At 61.6% G+C, this 20,531-nt stretch carries 18 protein-coding genes and 2 tRNA genes; 15 read left to right on the forward strand and 5 right to left on the reverse strand.

The features are described from left to right. Nucleotides 1-194: 194 nt before the first annotated feature. The 9 genes from H043_RS0113575 (at nt 195) to H043_RS0113615 (ending at nt 8,176) form a co-directional block, all read left to right on the forward strand. Entirely contained in the window at nt 195-1,220 is a 1,026-nt protein-coding gene (locus H043_RS0113575) for an NAD(P)H-dependent glycerol-3-phosphate dehydrogenase (protein WP_027612311.1), read from the forward strand. A gap of 18 nt (nt 1,221-1,238) precedes the next feature. Continuing rightward, nucleotides 1,239-1,586, forward strand: a complete 348-nt coding sequence (locus tag H043_RS0113580) for a DUF4389 domain-containing protein (protein ID WP_007968953.1) — start codon at nt 1,239-1,241, stop codon at nt 1,584-1,586. Continuing rightward, complete coding sequence (sixA, locus tag H043_RS0113585; protein ID WP_027612312.1) at nt 1,583-2,035, forward strand: phosphohistidine phosphatase SixA; 453 nt, start codon at nt 1,583-1,585, stop codon at nt 2,033-2,035. The genes H043_RS0113580 and sixA overlap by 4 nt, the downstream gene beginning before the upstream one ends. Before the next feature lie 202 nt (nt 2,036-2,237). Further along, a complete protein-coding gene (locus tag H043_RS0113590; RefSeq protein ID WP_027612313.1) occupies nt 2,238-3,893 on the forward strand; it encodes an AMP-binding protein in 1,656 nt (551 codons plus the stop codon). Nucleotides 3,894-3,924: 31 nt separating this feature from the next. Continuing rightward, nucleotides 3,925-4,368 (forward strand): hotdog fold thioesterase, encoded by a 444-nt coding sequence (locus H043_RS0113595; protein WP_027612314.1) that lies wholly within the window; start codon nt 3,925-3,927, stop codon nt 4,366-4,368. A gap of 118 nt (nt 4,369-4,486) precedes the next feature. Next, complete coding sequence (locus H043_RS0113600) at nt 4,487-5,293, forward strand: alpha/beta fold hydrolase (protein ID WP_027612315.1); 807 nt, start codon at nt 4,487-4,489, stop codon at nt 5,291-5,293. After that, nucleotides 5,290-6,144 carry an alpha/beta hydrolase gene (locus H043_RS0113605; protein WP_027612316.1) on the forward strand — a complete coding sequence of 285 codons (855 nt, stop codon included), beginning with the start codon at nt 5,290-5,292 and terminating at the stop codon, nt 6,142-6,144. Before H043_RS0113600 ends, H043_RS0113605 begins: the two co-directional genes overlap by 4 nt. 115 nt (nt 6,145-6,259) lie before the next feature. Continuing rightward, nucleotides 6,260-7,066: a DUF4892 domain-containing protein gene (locus tag H043_RS0113610; protein WP_027612317.1), complete on the forward strand. Its 807-nt coding sequence runs from the start codon at nt 6,260-6,262 to the stop codon at nt 7,064-7,066. A gap of 69 nt (nt 7,067-7,135) precedes the next feature. After that, complete coding sequence (locus tag H043_RS0113615) at nt 7,136-8,176, forward strand: AI-2E family transporter (RefSeq protein ID WP_027612318.1); 1,041 nt, start codon at nt 7,136-7,138, stop codon at nt 8,174-8,176. A 641-nt stretch (nt 8,177-8,817) separates the two neighbouring features. Here the strand turns inward: H043_RS0113615 and xopAW are convergent. The 3 genes from xopAW to H043_RS0113630 all read right to left on the reverse strand — a co-directional run bounded on the left by xopAW (nt 8,818) and on the right by H043_RS0113630 (nt 11,698). Beyond that, entirely contained in the window at nt 8,818-9,666 is an 849-nt protein-coding gene (gene xopAW / locus H043_RS0113620) for an EF-hand domain-containing protein (RefSeq protein WP_027612319.1), read from the reverse strand. A 233-nt stretch (nt 9,667-9,899) separates the two neighbouring features. Continuing rightward, nucleotides 9,900-10,949: a HAMP domain-containing sensor histidine kinase gene (locus tag H043_RS0113625; protein WP_027612320.1), complete on the reverse strand. Its 1,050-nt coding sequence runs from the start codon at nt 10,947-10,949 to the stop codon at nt 9,900-9,902. Further along, nucleotides 10,949-11,698, reverse strand: coding sequence for a response regulator (locus H043_RS0113630; RefSeq protein ID WP_027612321.1), 750 nt, complete (start codon nt 11,696-11,698; stop codon nt 10,949-10,951). The genes H043_RS0113625 and H043_RS0113630 overlap by 1 nt, the downstream gene beginning before the upstream one ends. 295 nt (nt 11,699-11,993) lie before the next feature. Between H043_RS0113630 and pyrF the strand changes: the two genes are divergently transcribed. After that, nucleotides 11,994-12,692: an orotidine-5'-phosphate decarboxylase gene (gene pyrF / locus H043_RS0113635; protein WP_007968913.1), complete on the forward strand. Its 699-nt coding sequence runs from the start codon at nt 11,994-11,996 to the stop codon at nt 12,690-12,692. 126 nt (nt 12,693-12,818) lie between these two features. Here the strand turns inward: pyrF and H043_RS0113640 are convergent, their stop codons facing one another. Further along, the gene (locus H043_RS0113640; RefSeq protein WP_027612322.1) at nt 12,819-13,823 is read right to left on the reverse strand and encodes an NADP-dependent oxidoreductase; all 1,005 of its coding nucleotides are present in this window, start codon (nt 13,821-13,823) and stop codon (nt 12,819-12,821) included. Nucleotides 13,824-14,062: 239 nt separating this feature from the next. On the opposite strand from H043_RS0113640, the gene H043_RS0113645 reads away from it, so the two are divergent. The 3 genes from H043_RS0113645 to H043_RS0113655 all read left to right on the forward strand — a co-directional run bounded on the left by H043_RS0113645 (nt 14,063) and on the right by H043_RS0113655 (nt 18,444). Next, nucleotides 14,063-14,824, forward strand: a complete 762-nt coding sequence (locus tag H043_RS0113645) for an SDR family oxidoreductase (RefSeq protein ID WP_027612323.1) — start codon at nt 14,063-14,065, stop codon at nt 14,822-14,824. Between the two features lie 191 nt (nt 14,825-15,015). Beyond that, a complete protein-coding gene (locus tag H043_RS0113650; RefSeq protein WP_027612324.1) occupies nt 15,016-16,368 on the forward strand; it encodes a PLP-dependent aminotransferase family protein in 1,353 nt (450 codons plus the stop codon). Between the two features lie 108 nt (nt 16,369-16,476). Continuing rightward, complete coding sequence (locus H043_RS0113655; RefSeq protein ID WP_027612325.1) at nt 16,477-18,444, forward strand: methyl-accepting chemotaxis protein; 1,968 nt, start codon at nt 16,477-16,479, stop codon at nt 18,442-18,444. Between the two features lie 735 nt (nt 18,445-19,179). On the opposite strand, the gene H043_RS0113660 is transcribed toward H043_RS0113655, so the two are convergent. Continuing rightward, nucleotides 19,180-19,938 (reverse strand): hypothetical protein, encoded by a 759-nt coding sequence (locus tag H043_RS0113660; RefSeq protein WP_171061878.1) that lies wholly within the window; start codon nt 19,936-19,938, stop codon nt 19,180-19,182. 384 nt (nt 19,939-20,322) lie between these two features. Between H043_RS0113660 and H043_RS0113665 the strand changes: the two genes are divergently transcribed. Together H043_RS0113665 and H043_RS0113670 are read left to right on the forward strand one after the other, a co-directional pair. Continuing rightward, nucleotides 20,323-20,398 (forward strand) — tRNA-Glu (locus H043_RS0113665). Between the two features lie 2 nt (nt 20,399-20,400). Beyond that, a tRNA-Gly gene (locus H043_RS0113670) sits at nt 20,401-20,476 on the forward strand. Nucleotides 20,477-20,531: the final 55 nt, after the last annotated feature.

Below are 20,531 nucleotides of genomic sequence, written 5' to 3' on the forward strand. Positions count from 1 at the left end.
CACGGCCTTGATCGCAAAGAATTGGCGCGCATGTTAACCGAGGACAGTGACTTTTCCAGTCACGATGCGGGCATTTTCCTCGGCTTTATTGGTCTTCTTCCTACAAGTGTCGGTAATTGACGCAGGGGCTGGCCGCGCTCCGGTCGCCCCGTATAATGCCGGCATCGCCACTGGTATGGATTAACGGATTGCATATGACTGAACAGCGCCCGATTGCGGTCCTGGGAGGCGGAAGTTTTGGTACCGCCGTGGCCAATCTATTGGCCGAGAACGGCCATCAAGTCCGGCAGTGGATGCGTGACCCCGAGCAGGCCGAGGCCATCCGGGTCAACCGCGAGAATCCGCGTTACCTCAAAGGCATCAAGATTCTGCCGGGAGTGACTGCGGTCACTGACCTGCAGGCCACCCTCGACGCCTGCGAGCTGTGCTTCGTCGCGCTACCCTCGAGCGCATTGCGCACGGTGCTGGCCGCCCACGCCGAGCGCCTGAGCGGCAAGATGCTGGTCAGCCTGACCAAGGGCATCGAAGCGCACACCTTCAAACTGATGAGCCAGATCCTCGAAGAGATCGCCCCGCAGGCGCGCATCGGTGTGCTGTCCGGGCCGAACCTGGCGCGGGAGATCGCTGAACACGCGCTGACCGCCACCGTGGTCGCCAGCGAAGACGAAGAACTCTGCAAAGCGGTACAGGCTGCGTTGCATGGTCGCACCTTCCGCGTTTACGCCAGTGCTGACCGTTTCGGTGTCGAGCTGGGTGGGGCGTTGAAAAACGTTTACGCGATCATCGCCGGCATGGCGGTGGCGCTGGAGATGGGCGAGAACACCAAGAGCATGCTGATCACTCGCGCCCTGGCCGAGATGACCCGGTTCGCGGTGAACCAGGGTGCCAATCCGATGACCTTCCTCGGTCTGGCCGGGGTCGGTGATTTGATCGTCACCTGCTCGTCGCCGAAGAGCCGCAACTATCAGGTCGGGTTTGCCCTCGGTCAGGGCTTGAGCCTTGATGAAGCGGTGTCGCGTCTGGGCGAAGTCGCCGAAGGCGTGAACACCCTGAAGGTGCTCAAGGCCAAGTCCCAGGAGGTTGGCGTGTACATGCCGCTGGTCGCCGGGCTGCATGCGATTCTGTTTGAAGGACGCACGCTGGAGCAGGTGATCGGTCTACTGATGCGTGCCGAACCGAAAACCGACGTCGACTTTATCTCCACCAGCGGTTTCAACTGATTCAACAGGAAGCGAGCCATGAACGATCCGAAAACCGAAGCCAAGTACGAATCCATTCTCCTGCGGGTGCTGTGGATGATCGTCTACGTGCTGGTCTGGCAAGTGGCGCAGTTCATCCTCGGCGCCGTGGTGCTGGTGCAACTGATCTATCGTTTGATTTACGGCGCGCCGAGCGCCAGCCTGATGAATTTCGGCGACAGCCTGAGCCAGTTCCTCGCGCAGATCGGCCGCTTCGGCAGCTTTCACAGCGACCAGAAACCCTGGCCGTTTGCCGACTGGCCAACCCCGCGTGCCCCGGAAGGCGAAGCACCGCACGCCGTGCCGCCAGCGCCGCACCCAGCCCGCGATGAGGAACCCAAGCTATGAAACTCTGGGTGTTGCGTCACGGTGAGGCGGTGCCTTACGGCTCGTGCCCTGACTCCGAGCGGGCGTTGACCGAACACGGTCGCAAAGAAGCGTTGAGCAGCGCCGCGCAATTGATCGGCCAGCCACTGACGGCGATCTACGCCAGCCCTTATCTGCGTGCGCAACAGACCGCACAGATTGTCCGCGAGGCGCTGGGGTTCGAGCCGGAGATCCGCACCGTCGATTGGCTGAAGCCAGAGAGCGATCCGGACAAGGTCACCGATCAACTGGTGTCGGTGAGCAATGTGCTGCTGGTCAGCCATAACCCGTTGGTGGGCAACCTGCTGAGCTATCTGCAGCACGGCGCCGGGCATCCGCCGGAGAAGGTCGGCACTGCCGGTCTGGCTGAGCTGGAAAGCCCTGAGCTGCTGATCGGCTCGATGACCCTCAACAGTCTCAAGCACCCCTGACGCTGATTCCTTGTGGGAGCGGGCTTGCTCGCGAATGCGCTGTGTCAGTCACTGTAAATGTCACTGATAGACCGCATTCGCGAGCAAGCCCGCTCCCACAGGGCCCTCATTTTCAGTTGAAATTATTTGTTTGAATTTTCCAACCAAGCACTTGCTTGGTTGACTACGCTTGCTCCAGACCCAAAAAACAGGAGCGAGTCGCATGTCTGCCGCCTTCCGTTTGCCGCTGGACGTGTTCTACGAGCGTGAGGCCCGGCACCCGCGCCAGCGTTTTCTGGTGCAGCCCATCGGCGGCGGGCAGGTCGAGACCCTGACCTGGGCCGACGTCGGTCATCAAGCGCGTTGTGCCGCGCACTGGCTGCGCGCGCGGGAATTACCGCAGGGCAGCCACATCGCGCTGATCTCGAAAAACTGCGCGCACTGGATCATTGCCGATCTGGCGATCTGGATGGCCGGGCACGTCTCGGTGCCGCTGTATCCCAACCTCACCGCCGACTCGGTGAATCAGGTGCTGACGCATTCGGAAAGTGTGCTGGCGTTCATCGGCAAGCTTGATGACTGGCCGGGCATGTCGGTCGGTGTGCCGGCGAATTTGCCGACCATCAGCCTGCCGCTGCACCCGCCCGGCGAGTTCGATTTCAGTTGGGATGACCTGCAAAAAAGCTCGCCGATCCAGGACGACCCGCGTCCTGCTGCCGAGCAACTGGCAACCATCATCTACACCTCCGGCACCACCGGGTTGCCCAAAGGCGTGATGCACAGTTTTGCCAATCTGGGGTTCGCCACGACTCGCGGCACGCAACTGTTCGGGCTTAACGAGCAAGACCGGCTGCTGTCGTACCTGCCGCTGTGCCATGTCGCCGAACGCATGTTCGTTGAGCTGGCCTCGATCTATACCGGGCAAACCGTGTTCTTTGCCGAAAGCCTCGACACCTTCATCACCGACCTGCAGCGGGCGCGGCCCACGGCGATGTTCGGCGTGCCGCGGATCTGGACCAAATTCCAGATGGGCGTGTACGGCAAGATTCCGGCCAAGCGCCTGGATTTCCTGCTCGGCCTGCCGTTCCTTGGCAAGCGGGTCGGGCACAAGGTGCTGGCCGGCCTGGGCCTTGATGCCTTGCGCGTGGCGCTGTCCGGTGCGGCACCGGTGCCGCAGACCTTGCTCAGTTGGTATCAGAAACTCGGCCTCGATGTGCTGGAGGTGTATGGCATGACCGAGAGTTGCGGCTACTCGCACATCTGCCTGCCGGGCCAGTACAAACAGGGCTGGATCGGCAAACCTTGCCCGGAGGTCGAGGTGCGGATCGACGAGTCCGGCGAGGTGCAGGTGCGCAGTCAGGCGAACATGCTCGGCTATTTCAAGGAGCCGCAGAAAACCGCCGAGACCCTCACCGAGGACGGCTTCCTGCGTACCGGCGACAAGGGTGAGCTGGATGCCGAGGGACGCTTGCGCCTGACCGGCCGGCTCAAGGAAATCTTCAAGACCAGCAAAGGCAAATATGTGGCCCCGGCCCCGATTGAAAACCGGCTGGCGGTGCACTCACGGATCGAACAGGTCTGTGTGGTCGGCGATGGCCTGAGTGCGCCGCTGGGCTTGTGCGTACTGTCGACGGTCAATCAGGAGGAGGGGCGGGCCAGCCTGCATTCGAGCCTGGAAAAACTGCTGGAAGATGTCAACGCCGTGCTCGACAAGCACGAACGCCTGCGCCGGCTGGTGGTGGTCAAGGACAGTTGGGCGGTGGAAAACGGTTTTCTCACGCCGACCTTGAAGATCAAGCGCAACGTCATTGAAGACACCTACGGCGCGCGGTTTGAAGAATGGAGCGCGCGCAGCGAGGCGGTGCTGTGGCAGGATTGAGTGACCACCAAAACAACAAAGGAAGCCTGCGATGAGCTTGTGGCGCACCACTCCGAACATCGAGCAGTTGAACGCAATCCAGAAAAACACCATCGGCGAAGTGCTGGATATCCGTTTCGAGTCCTTCGACGAGGAATCGCTGACGGCGAGCATGGTCATCGACCACCGCACCCACCAGCCTTACGGTCTGCTGCACGGCGGCGCCTCGGTGGTGCTGGCGGAAACCGTCGGTTCGATGGCCAGTTATCTGTGCATCGATGCCAGCAAGTTCTACTGCGTGGGGCTGGAGATCAATGCCAACCATTTGCGCGGTTTGCGCAGCGGGCGCGTGACCGCGGTGGCCAAACCGATTCACATCGGCCGCACCACGCATGTCTGGGATATCCGCCTGACCAGTGACGAGGGCAAGGCCAGTTGTGTGTCGCGGTTGACCATGGCGGTGGTGCCACTGGGCGAGCAGCCACCGGCGCGTTGAGGTCAGATGCGCCATCGCCATGACCGGACTGTCATCATTCCTGGCAGTTACGGTCATTGCTCAGGGCCGCGCTCTTGCGGACAATCAGCGGCATGTTTCCGCTCATGGATAAACCTGCATGTCGCAACCGATCTTTTTCGCCCACGCCAACGGGTTTCCCTCGGGCACCTATGGCAAGTTGTTCGCGGCGCTGGCGCCCGAGTATCGGGTCGCGCATCTGGAACAGCATGCCCATGACCCGCGTTTCCCGGCGGACGACAACTGGTACAACCTGGTCGACGAACTGATCCACCATCTGCAGCAACAGGATCAGCCGGTGTGGGGCGTCGGCCATTCGTTTGGCGGTGTGTTGCACCTGCACGCGGCGTTGCGTTGCCCTGAGCTGTATCGCGGCGTGGTCATGCTCGACTCGCCGGTGCTGACTCGCACAGACCAGTGGGTGATCCGCGCGGCCAAGCGCTTCGGTTTTATCGACAAACTGACCCCGGCCGGACGTACGTTGGGGCGGCGCGAAGAGTTCGCCGATCTCGACACGGCGCGCAGCTATTTTGCCGGCAAGACCCTGTTTCGCGGTTTCGATCCGGAATGCTTCGATGCCTACCTGCAGCACGGGCTGCATACGGTTGGCGACAAGCTGCGTCTGCGCTTTGATCCGGCCACTGAAATCAGCATCTATCGCGGCGTGCCGCACACCAGTCCCGGTCGCACTCGTCAGCTGAAAGTGCCGCTGGCGGTGGTGCGTGGGCACAAGAGTCGGGTGGTCATGCGTCATCACAGCCGATTCGTCGGGCGCCTGCCGCAGGGTGAAGCACTGAGCATGCCGGGCGGGCACATGTTTCCGCTGGAACGTCCGCAAGACACGGCGCGCCTGCTCAAAGAGCTGTTTACGCGCTGGGAGCGCCGCCAACAGAAGGACTGCGCATGAGCCCGACCTTCGAAGAAGTGCGCTTGAGCCTGCCGCATATCGAACTGGCCGCGCACTTGTTCGGCCCCGAGGACGGTCTGCCGGTGATTGCCCTGCATGGCTGGCTCGACAACGCCAACAGCTTTGCGCGCCTGGCGCCCAAGCTCAAAGGCCTGCGCATCATCGCGCTGGACATGGCCGGGCATGGGCATTCCGGGCATCGGCCCAACGGCGCCGGTTATGCGTTGTGGGACTATGCGCACGACGTGTTGCAGGTCGCCGAGCAATTGGGCTGGAAGCGCTTCGGCCTGCTCGGGCATTCGATGGGCGCGATCGTTTCGCTGGTGCTGGCCGGTTCGTTGCCGGAGCGCATCAGCCACCTGGCGTTGATCGACGGGGTGATTCCTCCTACGGACAAAGGCGAAAATGCTGCCGAGCGCATGGGCATGGCCCTGCAGGCGCAACTGGATTTGCGCGAGAAGCGCAAGCCGGTCTACAACACCCTTGATCGTGCCATCGAAGCGCGGATGAAGGGGCTGGTGGCGGTCAGCCGCGAAGCCGCCGAACTGCTGGCGCAGCGCGGCCTGATGCCGGTGCCCGGCGGTTATACCTGGCGCACCGACAATCGCCTGACCCTGCCGTCACCGCTGCGCCTGACTCAAGAGCAGGCGATGGCTTTCGTCCAGCGCATCACCTGCCCGGCGCAACTGGTGGTGGCCGCCGACGGCATGCTGGCCAAACATCCGGAGTTGCTGGAGCGGCTACCCTTTAGCCAGGAACAGCTGGCGGGCGGGCATCATTTGCACCTGAACGATGAGTCCGGTGCCGACCTTGTCGCAGACTGTTTCAATCGCTTCTTCGCCATTCCTTGACTTGCACCGGGCAACTGTCGAGGCTGGGCGGGTTGAAATGGGAGACAAACACGATGGATTTCTATACCGCTGCGCCCCCGACCCGCCAAGCCATGCCGATCCGATGAGCCTGACTATGCGGTCACTCAGTCTGTTGGCGCTGTGCTGTTTCAGTTCCGTTTCGTTCGCCGCCGACGTGCCCGGCAGCCAGGATTTGCAGATCGTGCCGCGTCTGGCCGATGCGCAGATCGTCGACTATCGCCCTCCTGTGGAGCTTGAGCGGATCTATCCGCTGGGCTCGATCCGCAAGATCAGCGGCCAGTTGCGCTTTGACGGCCAGGTCACGGCGCGCGGCCAGACCACTTCGGTCACCTACGAGTTGCCGCCTGAGCATTCCGCCACCGAAGCCTTCACCGCCGCCCGCGAAGCCCTGCAAAAACAGGACGCCGAGTTGCTGTTCTGGTGCCAGGCCCGCGATTGTGGCGAAAGCAGCCTGTGGGCCAATGAAGTGTTCGGTAACGCCAAGCTGTACGGCGCCGACGAGCAACAGGCCTATCTGCTGTTGCGTCTGGCCGCACCGAAGGACAACACCCTGGTGGCGCTCTACAGCATCACCCGCGGCAATCGCAAAGCCTATCTGCATGTCGAACAGTTCGAAGCGGGCGCGCCGCTGGGCGTGTTGCTGCCGACCTCGGCCACGCTGTTGCGACAGCTCAAAAGTACCGGTGAACTGGACTTTCCCAAGCTGACCGGCGATCCGGATGACACCTGGTTACGACTGATTTCCCGTGGCTTGAACCTCGATACCACCCAACGCGTGACGATTGCCGGACCCAAGGCTGAGGCCTGGCGTCAGGCGCTGATCGGTCAGGGGGTGCGGGCGGCACGGATGGAGGCGGGGAGCGCCGACGGCTCTGGCCTGCGCATCGATCTGTTGCGGTAAGCTGCATCGGGCGTGCACGCGCGGCGTGTTCGCCTACTCTTTGACCGACTGACTTCTTCGAGACTGTACATGCTCAATAACGATCGGCTGTTGGTGCAAATCCTCCTGCTGGTGCTGTTCGGTGCCAGCCTGTGGGTGATGGCGCCGTTCTGGTCGGCGCTGTTCTGGGGCGCGGTGCTGGCGTTCGCCAGTTGGCCGCTGATGCGTCTGCTGACCCGCTGGCTCAATGGCCGCGAATCACTCGCCGCGGCCATTTTGACCCTGGGCTGGATGTTGCTGGTGGCGGCGCCGCTGGTGTGGCTCGGGTTCAACCTGGCCGATCACGTGCGCGATGCCACGGCGTTCATCAAGGATGTGCAGGTCGATGGTCTGCCGGAGGCGCCGGTCTGGCTCGGCAGCGTGCCATTGGTGGGCGAGCGGCTGGTGGGGATCTGGAACAGCATTGATCAGCAGGGCGCAGCGCTGATGGTGTCGATCAAACCGTATCTGGGGCAGGTCGGTAACTGGTTGCTGGCGCGCAGTGCGCAGATCGGCGGCGGGATTCTCGAGCTGACCCTGAGCATTGTCTTTGTGTTCTTTTTCTATCGCGACGGGCCGCGCTTGGCGGCGTTTGTGCACGGTCTGCTGCAGCGCCTGATCGGCGAGCGAGCCGGGTATTACATCGAGCTGGTGGCCGGCACCGTGCAGCGGGTGGTCAACGGGGTGATCGGTACGGCGGCGGCGCAGGCGGTTCTGGCGTTGGTCGGGTTCCTGATTGCCGGGGTTCCGGGGGCGCTGGTGCTGGGGATCGTGACCTTTCTGTTGAGTCTGATTCCGATGGGGCCACCGTTGGTGTGGATTCCGGCCACGGCCTGGCTGGCCTGGAAAGGTGAATACGGGATGGCGGTGTTTCTCGGGATCTGGGGGACGTTCATCATCAGTGGCGTGGATAACGTGTTGAAGCCTTATCTGATCAGCCGCGGGGGGAATCTGCCGTTGGTGATTGTGTTGCTTGGGGTGTTTGGCGGGTTGATTGCGTTTGGGTTTATCGGGTTGTTTATCGGGCCTACGTTGTTGGCGGTGGCTTATAGTTTGTTGACGGATTGGAGTAAGAGTCAGGCTCGGGTCTAGGCGTCGCGGCTTTTTTGGGGTTGTGGGCATATCCGGTGCTTCGGGTGTTGCGGCTGGCGGTTTCGCCCTTACGGCGAGTCACTTTTGACAAACGCCTCAAAAGTAACCAAAAAGTCTTGCCCCAACGTTCGGCCCTCGCCGTGGCTCGGGTTCCTTCGCTACGGGATTCATCCGGGGGGCATCGCCTCCGGTTTGCTTCGCTGCACCTCCTCTCGATGTGTTCGACTTCGTCGAACGGTCGCTGCGCTCCCACCCCCGGATAAATCCCTCCACTCAGCCTGCCGACGGGGCCTGTGGATCAAGATCAAGAGCTTTCGGCGAGCTGACACTCGGCCATTGAGTGGGGCGGCTTCGCCGCGTGCGGTGCATACAGTTAAAAATTGTGGGAGCCAGCCTGTTGGCGATGGCGGCCTGACAGCCGACCAATTTCCAACTGACCACCCCCAATCCAACTGTGGGAGCGGGCTTGCTCGCGAAGGCGGCCTTATAGCCGAACAATCTCCAACTGAATGCACTCCATCCAATTGTAGGAGTGAGCCTGCTCGCGAAGAGGCATATCAGGCAACCAGCCTCTCACGGCCACACCCAAATGACCGTTCCCACACCGCTGCATGGAAACGATCATCCATCATGACATCGGGTCAGGTCGCCACATTCAGGTATTTGCCCACCGGCGCGGCATTGTCGAGTGAGTACTGTTTGCTCAAGTTGGCAATCATCCGGTTCAGCGCTTCGCTGGTGGTCTGGGTACTGGTGGTCTGATCTTCGGGCGGGTGTTCCCGACCTGCCTGTAGCGCCGCTTTCAGTTCATCGCTGCTCACGCCGCCACTGCTGTCGCTGTCGAGTACCTTGAGCAGCGCGGCGCTGGTGTCGGTGCTGTTCGTTGAGGTGTTGTCACTGGTTTGTAGCGCGCTGCTCAGTTCGGTCGCGCTGATGCTGCCGTCACCATCGGCATCCAGTTGGCTGAACAATTCATCACTGGAAATCTGAGGCGGCGGAGGTGGAGGCGGGGTGAGGCTGGCGGTGAGTTCGTCCTGGCTGACGGTGCCGTCCTTGTTCTTGTCCAGGGCCGAGAATATTTGGTTGCTGTCGGCGCTGCTGCCGGCGCTGGTGAGGCCGTTGCGCAGTTCGTCGCTGCTGATGGCGCCGTCGCCATCGGCGTCGAGGGCGCTGATCAGGGCGTCGGCGAGGTCGGTGTTCGGTGCTTGATCCTGAGGTGGCGGCGGAGGCGCCATCGCGGTCATTTCTTCGGCGCTGAGGCTGCCGCTGGCGTCGCTGTCCAGATCGCCGAATTGCTTGCTCAGGTTGACCAGCAGGCCATCGTCGGATTTTTGCGACAGAGCACTTTTCAGTTCGTCCTGATCCACCGCGCCGTCGCCGTTGCTGTCGAGTTTGGCGAACAGTTCCTTTTGCAATTGCTGGCTGCGGGCGTTCTGGGTGGTGCTGCTGGTGCTGGTATAGCTCGTGTAGTTGCTGACGCTACCGATCATGGGCTCACTCCTTGGACTGTAAAACCGGTGGGTGTACCGGCTTGTGCAGACTCAAGGGGCAAGATGTCCTGGGTGTTTTGGCTTTGTACCGAGTGGTACACAGTGGCGGGAATACCAAAAATCCTCTGTGGGAGCGGGCTTGCTCGCGAAGGCGGCCAATCATTCAACACAGAAGTCGACTGACACACCGCTTTCGCGAGCAAGCCCGCTCCCACGGTGGATAGGTGTGTTTCTTAAGTGCGCGGCAGGCGGATGATTGCGGTCAGGCCGCCGCCCGGGGTTTCTTCCAGATTCAATTGTCCACCCAAACGCTGCGCTGCCTCGCGGGCGATGGTCATGCCCAGGCCTACGCCGCCGGAGTTGCGGTTGCGCGAGCCTTCCAGGCGAAAGAACGGTTCGAACACCGCCTCGCGTTTGTCTTCGGCAATGCCCGGGCCGTGGTCGATCACGCGGATCAGCAGTTGCTCGCGTTGATCCTGCAGTTCGATGCGTGCCTGTCCGGCGTAGCGCAGGGCGTTGTCCATCAGGTTGTTGATGCACGAGCGCAGCGCCATCGGCTGCACCTGCAGCGGTGCGCAATGGCCGCTGACGTCAACGTCGGCGCCCTGATCCTGAGCGTTCTCGCACAACGATTCGACCAGCGCCTGCACGTCCATCAACTGCAGCGCTTCGCTGGTGCGCTGTTCGTGCAGGTAGGTGAGGGTAGCGTCGAGCATACCGATCATGTCGTTGAGGTCCTGGCGCATCTGACCTTGCAGTTTTTCGTCGTCGATCTGTTCCAGGCGCAGCTTCAACCGCGACAGCGGAGTGCGCAGGTCGTGGGAGACGGCGCCGAGCATGCGTGCTCGCTGCTGCACCTGTTCACGAATGCGTTGTTGCATCAGGTTGAAGGTGTGCGCCGCCTGTCGTGCCTCACGCGGGCCGGACTCGTCCAGCGGCGGGCTGTCGAGGTTTTCGCTGAGGCGTTCGGCGGCATCGCTCAGGCGCTGGATCGGCCGGCTGAGCAGTTTGGCGCCGTACCACGCAGCGATCATCAGCGAGATGAACTGGAAGGTCAGCGGCACCAACGGCCCGCCGAACCAGGGGCGCGGCGGGCGATGGGCGAAACGTGGATCCGGCGGTGGCCGTTGGCCGTCGACGCCCTCGGCAAACTCCGGCGGGGGCGGCGGTGGGGGTGGCCCATAGTGATGAAACCAGGCAAAGGCCAGCAGGTGCGCGAGGACGATCGCCACGAACAGCATGCCAAACAGGCGGCCGAACAGCGTGTCGAAGCGCGCTCGCATCAGCCGATGTCTCGCGCGTCGAACAGGTAACCTTCACCGCGCACGGTTTTGATCAACTGCGGGGCTTTCGGGTCGTCGCCGAGTTTTTGCCGCAGGCGCGACACCAGCAAATCGATGCTGCGGTCGAACGCCTCGATCGAGCGGCCACGGGCGGCATCCAGCAGTTGTTCGCGGCTGAGTACGCGGCGCGGGCGTTCGATGAAGACCCAGAGCAGGCGGAATTCGGCGTTGGACAGCGGCACTACCAGGCCATCGTCGGCGATCAACTGCCGCAGCACACTGTTCAGGCGCCAGTTGTCGAAGCGGATGTTGGCGCGCTGTTCCGTGCGGTCATCGCGCACACGGCGCAGGATAGTCTGAATCCGCGCCACCAGTTCCCGTGGTTCGAACGGTTTGGCCATGTAGTCGTCGGCGCCCAGTTCCAGGCCGATGATGCGGTCGGTGGGTTCGCAGCGGGCGGTGAGCATCAGGATCGGGATGTCCGATTCGGCGCGCAGCCAGCGGCACAGCGACAGGCCGTCTTCGCCGGGCAGCATCAGGTCGAGCACCACCACGTCGAAATGTTCCGCCAGCATGGCCTGGCGCATGGCCGCGCCGTCGGTGACGCCGCTGGCGTGGATGTTGAAACGCGCGAGGTAGTCGATCATCAGCTCGCGGATCGGCACATCGTCATCGACGATCAGCGCACGGATGCTCCAGCGCTTGTCGTCTTTCTGCTCATCAGTCACGGTGGTCTGGGTGTTGTGCATGGGGCTGTTCATCTGCCAGTAGGCCGCCAACCACAAAGATGGGCTGCGAGGTGGTGGTTTCAGCATAGGCGTCCTGCCGTGAGGCGGGAAGTGCTGATGTAAGGACGTGTTGCGGCTGGCGAGGCTAGCGCGGGCGCTTGTTGGCGGCGTGTCGGTTGTGTATCGGATTCGACACAATACCCGCGAGCGCTATGCTGATCACGTTTGCGGCGACGATTTACCGATCATCGGGTGCCGCGCTGGCGCCGCTTCCGCTACAATGCGCGCCGATTTCGACTTGCCTGAGAGCCCATCCATGTCCGCCTGCCAGACTCCTATCATCGTCGCCCTGGATTTCCCCACCCGTGACGCCGCACTGAAGCTGGCCGACCAGTTGGACCCGAAACTGTGCCGGGTCAAAGTGGGCAAGGAACTGTTCACCAGTTGCGCCGCGGAAATCGTCGGCACCTTGCGTGACAAAGGCTTCGAGGTGTTCCTCGACCTGAAATTCCACGACATTCCCAACACCACCGCGATGGCCGTGAAAGCCGCTGCCGAGATGGGCGTGTGGATGGTCAATGTGCATTGCTCCGGTGGCCTGCGCATGATGGCCGCTTGCCGTGAAGAGCTTTCCAAGCGCAGCGGCCCGCAGCCGTTGCTGATCGGTGTGACCGTGCTGACGAGCATGGAGCGCGAGGATCTGGCCGGTATCGGTCTGGATATCGAACCGCAGGAGCAAGTGCTGCGTCTGGCTGCGCTGGCCGAGAAGGCCGGGATGGACGGTCTGGTGTGCTCGGCGCTGGAAGCCACCGCACTGAAGTCGGCGCACCCGTCGCTGCAACTGGTGACCCCGGGGATTCGCCCGGCGGGCAGTGCGCAAGATGACCAGCGCCGTATCCTGACCCCGCGTCAGGCGCTGGATGCCGGTTCCGATTACCTGGTGATCGGCCGTCCGATCAGTCAGGCGGCGGATCCGGCCAAGGCACTGGCGTCGGTCGTGGCCGAAATCGCCTAAGCAACACCGAAGATCCAAATGTGGGAGCGAGCCTGCTCGCGAATAGGGCGTGTCAGTCGAATTCCTTGCCGACTGATCCACCGCTTTCGCGAGCAGGCTCGCTCCCACATTGGTTTCTGATTGGTCTTAGATTTTCAGCACCAACTTGCCGAAATTCTCCCCGCTGAACAATTTCATCAGCGTCTCCGGAAAGGTCTCCAGACCTTCAACGATGTCTTCCTTGCTCTTGAGCTGCCCCTTGGCCATCCAGCCGGCCATTTCCTGCGCGGCACCGGCGTACTGCGCGGCATAGTCCATCACCACAAAGCCTTCCATGCGCGCACGGTTTACCAGCAGCGACAGATAGTTGGCCGGGCCTTTGACCGCTTCCTTGTTGTTGTACTGGCTGATGGCGCCGCAGATCACCACCCGGGCTTTCGGCGCCAGACGGCTGAGCACAGCGTCGAGGATCTCGCCGCCGACGTTATCGAAATACACATCAACGCCTTTCGGGCACTCACGCTTGAGTCCGGCCAGCACGTCTTCGTGCTTGTAATCGATAGCGCCGTCGAAGCCCAGTTCATCGATCAGGTATTTGCACTTGTCGGCACCACCGGCGATGCCGACGACCCGGCAGCCTTTGATCTTGGCGATCTGTCCGGCAATGCTGCCCACTGCCCCGGCAGCTCCGGACAACACCACGGTGTCGCCGGCCTTCGGTGCGCCGACGTCGAGCAGGGCGAAGTAGGCGGTCATGCCGGTCATGCCAAGGGCGGACAGATACACCGGCAGCGGCGCCAGTTTCGGATCGACCTTGTAGAAACCTCTGGGCTCGCCAAGGAAATAATCCTGCACGCCGAGGGCGCCGTTGACGTAGTCGCCGACGGCAAAGCCCGGGTTGTTCGAAGCGATGACCTGGCCCACGCCCAAGGCGCGCATGACTTCACCGATTTCTACCGGCGGGATATAGGACTTGCCCTCGTTCATCCAGCCGCGCATGGCCGGGTCGAGGGACAGGTATTGGTTTTTCACCAGTATCTGACCAGCGCCCGGTTCGCCGACCGGGACTTCCTGGTAGGTGAAGGTCTCACGGGTTGCAGCCCCCACCGGGCGTTTGGCGAGGAGGAACTGGCGATTGGTCTGACTGGTCATGGCAGGCACTCGAACTGAATGAAGCCTTGTTGATAGACCCTCGAGGCCAATGCTGCAAGGTCGGCTGATGTGGCGAATGCGCAATGATCCAGTGCAGTGATAGTGGCCCACAGGCTTTTATCACTGCGACGGATGAAGGCATAAACAGCCTTCTGATAGTGCTGACTCGGGACGGGCCCCGGTGACTATGCTGCGAGTCTGCATATCCCTCCTGCATCTCTCCCTTCGAGGACATAACAATGAGCATGACGTTTTCCGGCCAAGTGGTCGTAGTCACTGGAGCGGCCAACGGTATCGGCCGGGCGACCGCCCAGGCGTTCGCCGCCGAAGGTTTGAAAGTTGTGGTGGCCGACCTGGACACGGCAGGGGGCGAAGGCACCGTGGCGCTGATTCGTACAGCCGGCGGCGAAGCGACCTTCGTACGCTGCAACGTTACCGTCGAAAGCGAAGTGAAAAATCTGATGGACGAGGTGATCAATACCTACGGTCGCCTGGACTACGCCTTCAACAATGCCGGGATCGAAATCGAGCAGGGCAAACTGGCCGACGGCTCGATGGACGAGTTCGACGCGATCATGGGCGTCAACGTCAAAGGTGTGTGGTTGTGCATGAAGTATCAGTTGCCGTTGTTGCTCGCTCAGGGCGGCGGGGCGATCGTCAACACCGCGTCGGTGGCGGGCCTTGGCGCGGCGCCGAAGATGAGCATTTATGCAGCGTCGAAACACGCGGTGATCGGCCTGACCAAGTCGGCGGCGATCGAATACGCGAAGAAGAAAATCCGCGTCAACGCCGTGTGCCCGGCGGTGATCGATACCGACATGTTCCGTCGCGCTTACGAGGCTGACCCGAAGAAAGGCGAATTCGCCAACGCGATGCACCCAGTGGGGCGCATCGGCAAGGTCGAGGAAATCGCCAGCGCCGTGCTGTATCTGTGCAGCGATGGCGCGGCGTTTACCACCGGTCATTCCCTGGCCGTGGATGGCGGCGTCACGGCTTTCTGACGCCGAGTGGCAAGACTCTGGAACCCGCCTCAGTGCGGGTTTTCCTGTTGCTGGGCGCCAGTTCCGTTAAACCGCTAAACAATGTGTATCAAACGGTTAGAACGGCTGCTTTTGACGGCGTTGTCGCACAGCCTGAGCGACGCGGCTGTGATTTACTGCCGCCAGCAAAATGGACAGGAGTTTGCGTGCTCATGGAATTGAGAATTGACCGACAGGCAATGGTGCCGGTCGTACAGCAGATTGTTGATGGCATGACTGAGTGGATCTCGCGAAGCGGTGTGGCGCCGAGCACGCGTTTGCCCTCCGTCAGGCAGATTGCGCGCTCCAATCTGCTGAGTCAGTCGTGTGTGGCCGAGGCCTGCGAACGGCTGGTGGCGCAAGGCGTTCTGGCCCCGCGTCAGGGCGCCGGGTTCATGGTGGCCGCGCAGGGCCGTGGGGTGATCGGGATTGACTGCGGGCAGGCACACAGCGGGTTGAAACTCGGCGAGGGAGGCTTGCCGCAGAGCTGGCGTGAATCCGACGACCTGAGTTATGCGATCCGTCAGGTGGCCCGTACCGACATGGCGAGTCTGTTCAATTACAGCAGCCCGCTGGGGCTGCCGGCGTTACGCGAGCAGATCGTCAAACGCCTCAGGCTGATCGGCGTCGAGGCTCTGGATGAACAGGTGCTGACGACCTCCGGTGCGAGCCAGGCGCTTGATCTGCTCGCGCGCACATTGTTGAAGGCCGGTGACTGCGTTGTCGTCGAAACCCCGGGCTATGCGCCGCTGTTCGAGCTGTTGCGCCTGTACGGCGTGCAGTTGCTGGAAGTGCGCCGCACGCCGAGCGGGCCGGATCCCCAGGCGCTGGAAGCACTGTTGCGGCAGTTCCGGCCGGTCGCGATGTTCATCAACAGTCACCACCACAATCCCACCGGCTCTTGCCTGACACTTGGCGTTGCCCAACAGATCCTGCGGTTGTGTAACGCTCACGATGTGCGAGTGATCGAGGACGATGTCTACGCCGACCTGCACAATGGCAATGGCACACGCCTGGCGGCACTCGATGAGCGAGTGATCTATGTCGGCAGCTTTTCCAAGACACTGAGCAGCTCGCTGCGCGTCGGGTTTGTGTACGCCGAGCCAGCGCTGATAGCGCGGCTGGGGCGAATCAAGATGATCAGTAGCATGGGCGCTTCGAGTTTCAATGAGGCAGTGCTGACCAGTCTTCTGGCCAATGGCGCCTATCGCAAAATGGTCCAGCGCCAGCGTCAACGGTTGAATACCGATCGGGTCGCCGCGTTGCAGGCGCTGGAAGACGCCGACTGGGAGGTCTTCGGTAAGCCGTGTGGCGGCCTGTTCATCTGGGCCCGTGCCCCTCTGGGCGATACTGGCCGCTTGCACAGTCAGGCGCAGTGCAATGGTGTCAGCCTTTGCGACCCGGGGGCCTTCAGTCCGAGTGGCGAACCCAGTGAGTGGCAGCGGATCAACGTGGCCTATGCCTGTGATCCGAGGGCCCGGCAGTTTTTTCGCAGTACCGGTGTGAATCGACCTCAAGCGTTCTGAAAACGACGCGTGCGTAGCTTTTTGCCATTATTCCGTCGCCAGAGACTTGTGCTGCTCCATGGCCGTTGCGAATCTTCGGTAACAGACTTTGGCAGGGGGCTTCGCGCAATGATTTCCGCCGTGCAAGGACGTTTTGCCAACCTCGGTATGGCGAAGAAACTGGGTATCGGGTTCGTGCTGGTGCTGCTGTTGACTGCGCTGGTGGCTGCCATTGGTGTCTGGTCCCTGCAGACCATCAGTCAGCGCTTCGATGGGCTGAAGCAGATGTCGTCGCTCAACAGTGCACTGCTCAAGGTGCGGCTGCTGGAGCAGGACTATGCGCTGCACAGCAATCCGAAAACCGTCGATGCCTTGCACGAAGGCGTAGACGGTTTGCTGGCCCAGGCCGCGCAACTCAAGGCGCAGTCCCCGGCCAACGTGGCGGTGATGAGCGATGTCGAACAGGCACTGGGCGCTTATCGCAAGGCTTTCGATGAGTTTGTCTCGCTGACCCAGGCCAAGGATCTGGCGCTGGAAATGGCCAGTTGGTCGGTGTCCAGCGTGGCCAACAACCTGGACGTGCTGCAAGCCGGGCTGGCCGATGATGGCGCGTATACCTTGAAGGACAGCGAGGGCAAGGACGGCGCACAGTTCATCGAACAGGCCAGCCAGGTCAGCCAGGTGTCGCGGCTGATGTTGCAGGCGATGAACGAGGCGCGGGTTCGTCTGGATCAGAGCCGCAAGGGCGATGCCGAGAGTGCCGGCAAGGGCAATATCGAGCAGGCCGCCCAGGCGCAGGCTCAGGCCGAGCAGTTGAAGACCACGGTCAAGGATGAGGGCTATCTGACGGTACTCAATGAAGTGTCCGGGCACATCGCCGGATTCAACGACAAACTGGCCGAGTACACCGGCCTGCTGGCCCAGGAAAAAACCGTCTACGAACAGTTGCACCAGCGTGCGGCGCAGGTGATGGAGCGCGTGGATCAGGCGTATGGCGCCGAGGACGGCGCGATGCAGGCGGAATTGAAGAAAAACTCGGTGTTGATCATCGGTTCTTCGGCGCTGGCATTGCTGGTCGGGCTGATTGCCGCGTGGGTCATCACCCGGTTGATTGTCGCGCCGTTGCGCAGTGTGATGCGGGTGGCGCAACAGATTGCGGCGGGGGATTTGAGTGCGAGGGTGGAGGTCACCCGGCGTGATGAGATCGGGCAACTGATGCTGGCAATGCAGCAGATGGGCACTGGGCTGAGCACGATCGTCAGCGGTTTGCAGGCGGGCATCGAGCAGTTGGCCAGTTCCGCGCAATCGCTGTCGGCGGTAACCGAGCAGACCAACCTTGAGGTCAACAGCCAGAAGGAAGAGACCGAGCAAGTGGCCACGGCCATGAACCAGATGACCGCCACCGTGCATGATGTGGCACGTAACGCCGAGGAGGCCGCGCTGGCCGCACAAACGGCGGATGCCAAGGTCGAGAGCGGGCAGCAGGTGGTGCGCCAGAGCATGGTGCGGATCGAGCAACTGGCGGATTCGGCGACATCAGCCAGTTCGAGCATCGAAAGCCTCAGTGCGCAGATCCAGAACATCGGTACGGTGCTGGATGTGATCAAGAGCGTTGCCGAGCAGACCAATCTGCTGGCGCTCAACGCCGCGATCGAGGCGGCGCGGGCCGGGGAACAGGGCAGGGGCTTTGCGGTGGTGGCTGATGAGGTTCGCGCGTTGGCGCGGCGTACACAACAATCCACCGAGGAGATCGAGCGTCTGGTCAGTGCGTTGCGTTCGGCGGCGCATTCGTCGGTGCAGCAGATTCAGAGCAGTGGTGACTTGGTGAAGCTGGCGGTCAGTGATGCGCTGCAGACCGAGAGTGCGCTGGGCAGTATTGCGGCGGCGGTTTCGTTGATTCAGCAGATGAATCAGCAGATTGCGGCGGCGGCGGAGGAGCAGAGCTCGGTGGCTGAGGAGATCAATCGCAGTGTGACGAGTATTCGTGCGAGTGCGGATCAGTCTTCGATGGCGATGCGGGGGAATGCGGTTTCGAGTGTTGAGCTGGCGCGGTTGGGAGGGGAGCTCAAGGGGATGGTTGGGCATTTTCGGCTTTGACTTGGCGGCCTCTGGGCCGACCAGGTTCTGGGGGGGGGGGTGAATATCCGTTGCTTCGGGGGCTGCGGCTGGCGGTTTCGCTCTTACAGCGAGTCACTTTTGCAGACGCCCAAAAGTAACCAAAACGCTTGGCCCCAGCGTTCGGCCCTCGCTTAGGCTCGGGTTCCTTCGCTCCGGGATTCATCCGGGGGCATCGCCTCCGGTTTGCTTCGCTGCACCTCCTCTCGATGTGTTTGGCTGCGCCAAACGGTCGCTGCGCTCCCACCCCCGGATGAACCCCTCCACTCAGCCTGCCGAAGGGGCCGGCACGGCAAGATCAAGAGCTTTCGGCGAGCTGACACTCGGCCATTTGAGTGGTGAAGAGCGAGGCGGTGCACTATCTCGCTCTTCTGTAGGTGTGAGCCTGCTCGCGAAGGCGGCCTGACAGCCGACCAGTTTTCTAACTCACTCACCCTATCCCACTGTGGGAGCTGGCTTGCCAGCGATGGCGGCCTGACAGCCGACCAGTCTCCAACTGAGCGCCCCCATTCCAACTGTGGGAGCTGGCTTGCCAGCGATGGCGGCCTGACAGCCGACCAATCTCCAACTGAATAAACTCATGCCCACTGTGGGAGCGGGCTTGCTCGCGAAGGCGGCCTTACTGCCAACCAATCTCTAACTGAATGTTCGCAATGGCAGTCAGCCCACCCCCCACAAAAAAGCCACCTCTCGGTGGCTTCTCTTAACTCTCGACCATCAGTCGTAAATCACTTTCTTCTTCCAGTCCGCATCGGCTTCGACTTCTTTGAGGCCTTCGGTCAACTGGTTCACTTCGCCTTCAACCGGGGCAATCTTGTCCATGACCTGGGCATTGGCGCGGGCCAGGAGTTTTTCCAGGTATTGCAGTTGTTCCGAGTACATCTGCGGGTCTTGCTGTTTGCGCAGGTATTGCACGCCGCGTTCGAAGGCGAGGCGGGCCTGGCCGGGTTGGTTTTGTTGCAGGGATTGTTGGCCGAGGTTGTTGAAGAATTCGATGTGCAGCAGGACCAGGATGTGGCGGACTTCCTTGATCCAGTGTTTGGCTTCGTTCGGTGGCAGGAAGCCGTCATGGGCGGCGCGGGTGATCTGGCCGTGCAAGGCTTCGAGCAGGAAGCGGACGTCCTTGGCTTTGGCTTCGGTCAGGATCGGTGCCGGCGGGTTGTTGACCGGGATCGATTCGCCTTGGGCCACCAGTGCGCTGAGTTCGGTGATCCGTGCCTTGGTCGTGGCGCTGGTTTTTTCCAGGTTCAGCAGGCGCTGGCAGACGTTCAGCTCCAGACGGGTCAGCAGCAGCTTGAGTGCCGGGGTCATGAACTGGCCGGGGAAGGTTTCGGTCAGCTCGCCGCAGCGGCGCAGGCGGTCGTTGAGTTCGACTTTGGTGCGGGCCTTCTCCAGTTTGTTGTTTTCCACCACATGGTTCATGTAGCCAATGGCGATCAGAATTGCGATCCCGGCTATGACTAGCAGGGTGATCATGAGTGGTGTCACCGGTAAGACCTCTTTATAGGGTTCGCATGCGAGTGTAGTGGCTGGACATTCAGGCGCCCAGCGCCGCTCGACGAGTTGATTCAGCAGCTTCTGTCTATATCGGCTGCCCACTGCTTATATGAATGCTGGCGCAAGGTGCGCAGATTGCCATCATTGTGTTGCGGACTATAACGCCTTGGCGGGTGGCGGAATATAGGCGTCAATCGTCGGGCGACGGAAAAGCCCGAATGCTCCCGTAAAGCAGGTCGAAGTCATTGATTTAAATAAATTTATATTCGGGGGTTGACGACCTCTCAAACCATCCATAGAATGCGCGCCACTTGCAGCGTAAAGCACACAGCGAAACGCGGCAGGGAGTGAATGTTGTAGCGTGTCCCCTTCGTCTAGTGGCCTAGGACACCGCCCTTTCACGGCGGTAACAGGGGTTCGAGTCCCCTAGGGGACGCCAATGCGGGAATAGCTCAGTTGGTAGAGCACGACCTTGCCAAGGTCGGGGTCGCGAGTTCGAGTCTCGTTTCCCGCTCCAATTTTAAACAGCACTGCTTTCGGGCGGGGCTGAGTGAAACCAGAACCAAGTCTTC

Origin of the sequence: Pseudomonas sp. URIL14HWK12:I6 (assembly GCF_000514195.1) — a bacterium.
Lineage (GTDB): Bacteria > Pseudomonadota > Gammaproteobacteria > Pseudomonadales > Pseudomonadaceae > Aquipseudomonas > Aquipseudomonas putida_A.

Excerpts from the sequence above, each read along its gene's own strand:
- xopAW (WP_027612319.1), bottom strand. The coding sequence starts at position 9,666 with ATGATCGGTAGCGTCAGCAACTACACGAGCTATACCAGCACCAGCAGC.
- H043_RS0113580 (WP_007968953.1), top strand. The coding sequence starts at position 1,239 with ATGAACGATCCGAAAACCGAAGCCAAGTACGAATCCATTCTCCTGCGG.
- H043_RS0113590 (WP_027612313.1), top strand. The coding sequence starts at position 2,238 with ATGTCTGCCGCCTTCCGTTTGCCGCTGGACGTGTTCTACGAGCGTGAG.
- H043_RS0113650 (WP_027612324.1), top strand. The coding sequence starts at position 15,016 with ATGGAATTGAGAATTGACCGACAGGCAATGGTGCCGGTCGTACAGCAG.
- H043_RS0113605 (WP_027612316.1), top strand. The coding sequence starts at position 5,290 with ATGAGCCCGACCTTCGAAGAAGTGCGCTTGAGCCTGCCGCATATCGAA.
- H043_RS0113575 (WP_027612311.1), top strand. The coding sequence starts at position 195 with ATGACTGAACAGCGCCCGATTGCGGTCCTGGGAGGCGGAAGTTTTGGT.
- H043_RS0113595 (WP_027612314.1), top strand. The coding sequence starts at position 3,925 with ATGAGCTTGTGGCGCACCACTCCGAACATCGAGCAGTTGAACGCAATC.
- H043_RS0113630 (WP_027612321.1), bottom strand. The coding sequence starts at position 11,698 with ATGCACAACACCCAGACCACCGTGACTGATGAGCAGAAAGACGACAAG.
- sixA (WP_027612312.1), top strand. The coding sequence starts at position 1,583 with ATGAAACTCTGGGTGTTGCGTCACGGTGAGGCGGTGCCTTACGGCTCG.
- H043_RS0113625 (WP_027612320.1), bottom strand. The coding sequence starts at position 10,949 with ATGCGAGCGCGCTTCGACACGCTGTTCGGCCGCCTGTTTGGCATGCTG.
- H043_RS0113640 (WP_027612322.1), bottom strand. The coding sequence starts at position 13,823 with ATGACCAGTCAGACCAATCGCCAGTTCCTCCTCGCCAAACGCCCGGTG.
- H043_RS0113600 (WP_027612315.1), top strand. The coding sequence starts at position 4,487 with ATGTCGCAACCGATCTTTTTCGCCCACGCCAACGGGTTTCCCTCGGGC.
- H043_RS0113660 (WP_171061878.1), bottom strand. The coding sequence starts at position 19,938 with ATGATCACCCTGCTAGTCATAGCCGGGATCGCAATTCTGATCGCCATT.
- H043_RS0113655 (WP_027612325.1), top strand. The coding sequence starts at position 16,477 with ATGATTTCCGCCGTGCAAGGACGTTTTGCCAACCTCGGTATGGCGAAG.
- H043_RS0113645 (WP_027612323.1), top strand. The coding sequence starts at position 14,063 with ATGAGCATGACGTTTTCCGGCCAAGTGGTCGTAGTCACTGGAGCGGCC.
- H043_RS0113615 (WP_027612318.1), top strand. The coding sequence starts at position 7,136 with ATGCTCAATAACGATCGGCTGTTGGTGCAAATCCTCCTGCTGGTGCTG.
- H043_RS0113610 (WP_027612317.1), top strand. The coding sequence starts at position 6,260 with ATGCGGTCACTCAGTCTGTTGGCGCTGTGCTGTTTCAGTTCCGTTTCG.
- pyrF (WP_007968913.1), top strand. The coding sequence starts at position 11,994 with ATGTCCGCCTGCCAGACTCCTATCATCGTCGCCCTGGATTTCCCCACC.